Below are 4,169 nucleotides of genomic sequence, written 5' to 3'. Positions count from 1 at the left end.
ACCGCATGGCCGAGGATATGCAGGAGGCCGCCTTCGAGCGCAATCTCGTTTGCAACTCCAAGGGCGAACATGATATACCCGATCTGGCTGACGCTTGAGTATGCAAGCATCCGCTTCAGATCCTCCTGGGCAATTGCGAGTACCGCACCCGCAACAATCGCCACCGTTGACATCAGGAGGATGAAGCCGGTCACCGGGAAGCTGTCGATGATGTATGCGGTCGTAAAGACCGTGAAGAGGATGCGGAAGAGTGCATAGACGCTCACCTTTGCCATCACCGTCGAGATGAGCACTGTCACCGCCGAGGGAGATTCTGTATATGCATCCGGGAGCCAGAGGTGGAGCGGGAAGAATGCCACTTTTATCGAGAAGCCGATCATAAGGAAGAGGAATGCCGAATGGACTGTTGCAAGATGGTACGATGCCGGAAGCATCGCTGCAAGCTCTGCCATATTCAGCGTCCCGGTCGCGACGTAGAGGTTGCCGATACCAAGAAGGATGAACCCGGCTGCAATTGAGCCGAGGATCAGGTAGTTGAAGCTTGCCACATAGGAATGAGACTTGCGTGAAGAAGCGATCAGGGTATACGCTGCGATCGAGGATATCTCCAGGAATACATAGAGATTGAAGAGATCGCCTGTGATCGTCATTCCCACAAGCCCGGTGACAAGGAGCTGGAAGAGGACATAGAAGGAGACGATCTTATCAGGGGTAATCTCCTTCTCGACACTCCGCCGTGCATAGATGATCGTTGCTGCGGCAAGGAGGAGGATAGCAACGAGGATAAAACCGTTGAAGCTGTCGATGACGAGCTCGATCCCAAGCGGGGGCGCCCAGTTTCCAAGATGGTACCGGATGGTTCCTCCATCAAGCACCTGCAGAAGAATGGCTATTGAAGCCACAAACTGGGAGAGGATCGTGATGAGTGCTATCGGATAGCAGAACCTCCGGTCATACCACCCGGCAGCAAGTATCAGAAGCGATGCAATGATCGGGATTGCAACCAGCAGAACCGGAACATGATTGATGATCGTCATCTTTTCCTCACCGCCAGCATCAGTTCATCCTCATCGAGAACACCGTACTCCTCGTAGATACGGACGATTAACGAGAGAGCAACGGCTGTCACACTCACCCCGACGACGATTGCGGTTAGGATCAGGACATGCGGAAGAGGATTCACATAGAGGGCATGGACTCCTTCAGCCGTATAGATCGGTGCGGTGCCGCCCCGGACTTCGGCGAACGATATATAGAAGAGGAATATCGCCGTCTGGAAGATGTTCAGCCCGATGATCTTCTTCACCAGGTTCTGTTTGGCAATCAGGGCATACAGCCCGATCAGCATCAGGATGATTGCCATCCAGTAGTTGTACCGGGAGAGGAAGAGTTCATAGAATGACTCAATCATGATGATTCCTCCCCGTTTCCTGCAATATCATAGATGATCGAGACCATCGCCGCCATGACAGCGATCCCGATACCGGCTTCAACCAGATCGATCAGGATGCCATGGAGGTGCGGGATCCCGAGTGCCGCTTCTATTGCAGCGTATTCGAGGAAGTTACCTGCCATAAGGAGGGCCAGAAATCCGATCCCCGCATAGATGGAAATTCCGATCACAGATAGCCACATAATGCCCCTGTTATCGATCCGGCGGCGGACATTCGCCATTCCAAAGGCGATGATCATCAGGATGAATGAAGCGGCAAAGACGACACCACCCTGGAAGCCGCCGCCTGCCCCGGATGCGCCATGGACGATCACATAGAGGGCAAAGATCTGGATGAAGGGTACCGCAAGCCGGGACACCGTCCTGATGACGACATTCTCCATCATAGCCGCCCACCCCTTCGCAGCAGCAGGGCTACCGAAATCCCGGCTGTGAAGATCACGACAACCTCCCCGAGCGTATCAAAGCCACGGTAGCTGGCAAGTATTGCCGTCACAATATTATCGATCCCGATATCGGGAAGGACAGAATCCACATACAGCTGCCCGGTATACTGAGTTGCCGGAGCATCCGGATCACCAAACGCAGGCATATCCTCAACTGCCCAGAAGAGGATGATACCGATGAAAAGAACCGCGATGAGTGCTTTCGTCTTCAATCTGATGAACTCCTTCTGGTTCGTGCGATTGCTGCAATAAAGAGCACAGTCGTAATTCCTGCGCCGACAGTTGCTTCGGTGAATGCAACATCAACGGCATTCATCTCTGCCCAGAGTACTGTCATGATCAGTGAATATGCAGCGAGTACGATCGTTGCATGAAGGAGATCCTTCACCGTGATCGCGGCGACTGCACAGATGATCATGAAGACGAGAAGAGCAAAATCAAGTTCCCAGATCATTGCCGTTCATCCCCCTTCTTCCAGGGTTTTACCCCACGCGAATGGGCAACATTTACGAGGGCATGAACGGCTGTCGGGGATGAGATGAAGATGAAGATTGCAAGGAGGAGCAGCTTCACCGAGATGAGCGTCATTCCTTCGTAGAGTATGAACCCGATCAGCATCATCCCCTCCCCGAGCGTATCGCACTTGCCGCTTGCATGGGCACGGGTATAGAAATCAGGCAGCCGGATCAGCCCGACTGCACCGACGACCATGAAGAAGAGGCCGATTCCGATACAGATGAGGGCAAGGATATTCAAAGGACTCAGGATATACACCCCCTCTTCAGGTACTTGGCGATTGCAAGGGTTGCGATGAAGTTGATCATCGCATAGACGATCGAGATGTCGATGAAGAGCGGCCGCTCGTAGATAAACCCGATGATAACAAGAATGATGATCGTCTTGGTACCAATGGTATTCACCGCGATCAACCGGTTCTCAACACCGGGGCCAAAGACCACGCGATAGAAGCAGAGGAAGATCGTCAGGATCAAAATGATCCCGCTTGCCAGGAAGATATCGATCATGGACCTTCACCAAATATCCTTGAAAGCCTCTTCTGGATACTCCGGTTCTGCAGGAGATCCTCTTCTGAAACGCTCCTGACCAGTGCATGCACAGTAAAACGCCCTCCTTCAACAGCCACGGTAACGGTGCCTGGTGTAAGGGTCATTGCATTTGCGAATGCAGTCCTCAGCACATCGCCTGAGAATTTGGTATCAACAATGAGGATGTCGGGATCGATCGGCATCTTCGGATGCAGAATCCGGTATGCAACATCGAGGTTCGCATAGAGGATCTCCACCATCAGCCGTGGCAGGAACAGAATGAAACTGATGAAAACCCGTCCTGATTGGATGAGGCTCCGATCAGATCGCAGCATCAGATCCCCGGATATGAGTGTCACAATCCCACAGCAGATGATCCCGGCCCCGATATGAAAGAGATCGAAGTAACCGGACAGTATATACCAGAAGATCAGAAGGATCGCAAAAATCACGATCATTTTTCCTGGTGAAGACCGCCTATTCTCTGAAGATATTCCAAACCCTCCGGAAGAATCGTTTCTTTTACATTGGAGAATCGTATTTATAAACCTGTGTTTCCTATGGTTCTCTCGGAGAAAGACTATGACCACGATAACCACATTAAGCGGTGTCCCAGGCATACTCAGGCCCTTTAAGGAGTACCTGAAAGAAAAGAGCCTCCCTGAAGGATCGCAGATCGTCTACTATGGCTGTGCCGGAACCTGCACCCCGTTTGTCGAGCTGCTCGCCTATGCAACGCGCGATATGAATCTGAAACATCTCTTTGTTCCGCTCTTTGATGAGAAGAGTGCCCGTATGTTAAAGCCCGTCTCCGGTATCGGCATGCAGGCGGGAGAGGGTGCGGCAGTGCACCCGGCAATCATCGTCCTGATGGGCGGCCTTGCCATGCCGGGAGTGCCGGTGACGATTGAGGAGGCAAAGGCCGTTGTATCAGGGCACGGCGTTCCTGTGGCAGGCGTCTGTTTCCAGAGTATGTTTGAGAAGTCAGGGTGGCTTGCGGAGATCTCTTTTGAGCTTCTGATCGACGCGAAGATCGACCCGGTGACAATTACCAGAACCGATTAAAAAGTGTTTGCGGATTTTGGGAGAGGGAAATGTGATCCCTCTCACGCATATCCGGGAGGGGCGCCATCGTCTCTTTGAAGAGAGAACCGTTTTGCAAACGACTGGATATCATCCCCATACCTCCCGATCATCTCCTGATCAAAGGCTTCTGCCGGGAGT

General features: G+C 52.4%; 9 protein-coding genes. 1 reads left to right on the top strand and 8 read right to left on the bottom strand.

Translation table 11 applies throughout. From position 1 onward, the window contains the following. From QCH34_RS07835 to QCH34_RS07800, 8 genes are all read right to left on the bottom strand, one after another. Positions 1-1,037: proton-conducting transporter membrane subunit (locus QCH34_RS07835; protein ID WP_300332579.1), on the bottom strand; the 1,037-nt coding region annotated here is incomplete at its 3' end. Then, positions 1,034-1,411, bottom strand: coding sequence for a cation:proton antiporter subunit C (locus QCH34_RS07830; RefSeq protein WP_300332541.1), 378 nt, complete (start codon positions 1,409-1,411; stop codon positions 1,034-1,036). The genes QCH34_RS07835 and QCH34_RS07830, both read right to left, overlap by 4 nt. After that, entirely contained in the window at positions 1,408-1,839 is a 432-nt protein-coding gene (locus QCH34_RS07825) for an MnhB domain-containing protein (protein ID WP_300332537.1), read from the bottom strand. Before QCH34_RS07825 ends, QCH34_RS07830 begins: the two co-directional genes overlap by 4 nt. Further along, positions 1,836-2,111, bottom strand: a complete 276-nt coding sequence (gene mbhE, locus QCH34_RS07820) for a hydrogen gas-evolving membrane-bound hydrogenase subunit E (protein WP_300332535.1) — start codon at positions 2,109-2,111, stop codon at positions 1,836-1,838. Before mbhE ends, QCH34_RS07825 begins: the two co-directional genes overlap by 4 nt. After that, a complete protein-coding gene (locus QCH34_RS07815) occupies positions 2,108-2,353 on the bottom strand; it encodes a hydrogenase subunit MbhD domain-containing protein (protein ID WP_300332533.1) in 246 nt (81 codons plus the stop codon). The genes mbhE and QCH34_RS07815 overlap by 4 nt, the downstream gene beginning before the upstream one ends. Further along, positions 2,350-2,655, bottom strand: coding sequence for a monovalent cation/H(+) antiporter subunit G (gene mnhG, locus QCH34_RS07810; protein WP_300332531.1), 306 nt, complete (start codon positions 2,653-2,655; stop codon positions 2,350-2,352). Before mnhG ends, QCH34_RS07815 begins: the two co-directional genes overlap by 4 nt. Positions 2,656-2,660: 5 nt before the next feature. Next, positions 2,661-2,924 (bottom strand): monovalent cation/H+ antiporter complex subunit F, encoded by a 264-nt coding sequence (locus QCH34_RS07805; RefSeq protein WP_300332529.1) that lies wholly within the window; start codon positions 2,922-2,924, stop codon positions 2,661-2,663. Beyond that, positions 2,921-3,403 (bottom strand): Na+/H+ antiporter subunit E, encoded by a 483-nt coding sequence (locus QCH34_RS07800; RefSeq protein WP_300332527.1) that lies wholly within the window; start codon positions 3,401-3,403, stop codon positions 2,921-2,923. The genes QCH34_RS07805 and QCH34_RS07800 overlap by 4 nt, the downstream gene beginning before the upstream one ends. Positions 3,404-3,527: 124 nt before the next feature. Here QCH34_RS07800 and QCH34_RS07795 point away from each other — a divergent pair, with 124 nt between their 5' ends. Beyond that, a complete protein-coding gene (locus QCH34_RS07795) occupies positions 3,528-4,010 on the top strand; it encodes a DUF2124 family protein (protein WP_300332525.1) in 483 nt (160 codons plus the stop codon). Positions 4,011-4,169 lie beyond the last annotated feature (159 nt).

The sequence above is a fragment of the Methanocalculus sp. genome, assembly GCF_029762515.1.
In the GTDB taxonomy this organism is placed as follows: domain Archaea; phylum Halobacteriota; class Methanomicrobia; order Methanomicrobiales; family Methanocorpusculaceae; genus Methanocalculus.
This window is presented reverse-complemented; position numbering and strand designations above follow the sequence as displayed.

Coding starts and splice junctions, on each gene's coding strand:
- QCH34_RS07830 (WP_300332541.1), bottom strand. CDS start 1,411: ATGATTGAGTCATTCTATGAACTCTTCCTCTCCCGGTACAACTACTGG.
- QCH34_RS07825 (WP_300332537.1), bottom strand. CDS start 1,839: ATGATGGAGAATGTCGTCATCAGGACGGTGTCCCGGCTTGCGGTACCC.
- QCH34_RS07815 (WP_300332533.1), bottom strand. CDS start 2,353: ATGATCTGGGAACTTGATTTTGCTCTTCTCGTCTTCATGATCATCTGT.
- QCH34_RS07805 (WP_300332529.1), bottom strand. CDS start 2,924: ATGATCGATATCTTCCTGGCAAGCGGGATCATTTTGATCCTGACGATC.
- QCH34_RS07800 (WP_300332527.1), bottom strand. CDS start 3,403: ATGATCGTGATTTTTGCGATCCTTCTGATCTTCTGGTATATACTGTCC.
- QCH34_RS07795 (WP_300332525.1), top strand. CDS start 3,528: ATGACCACGATAACCACATTAAGCGGTGTCCCAGGCATACTCAGGCCC.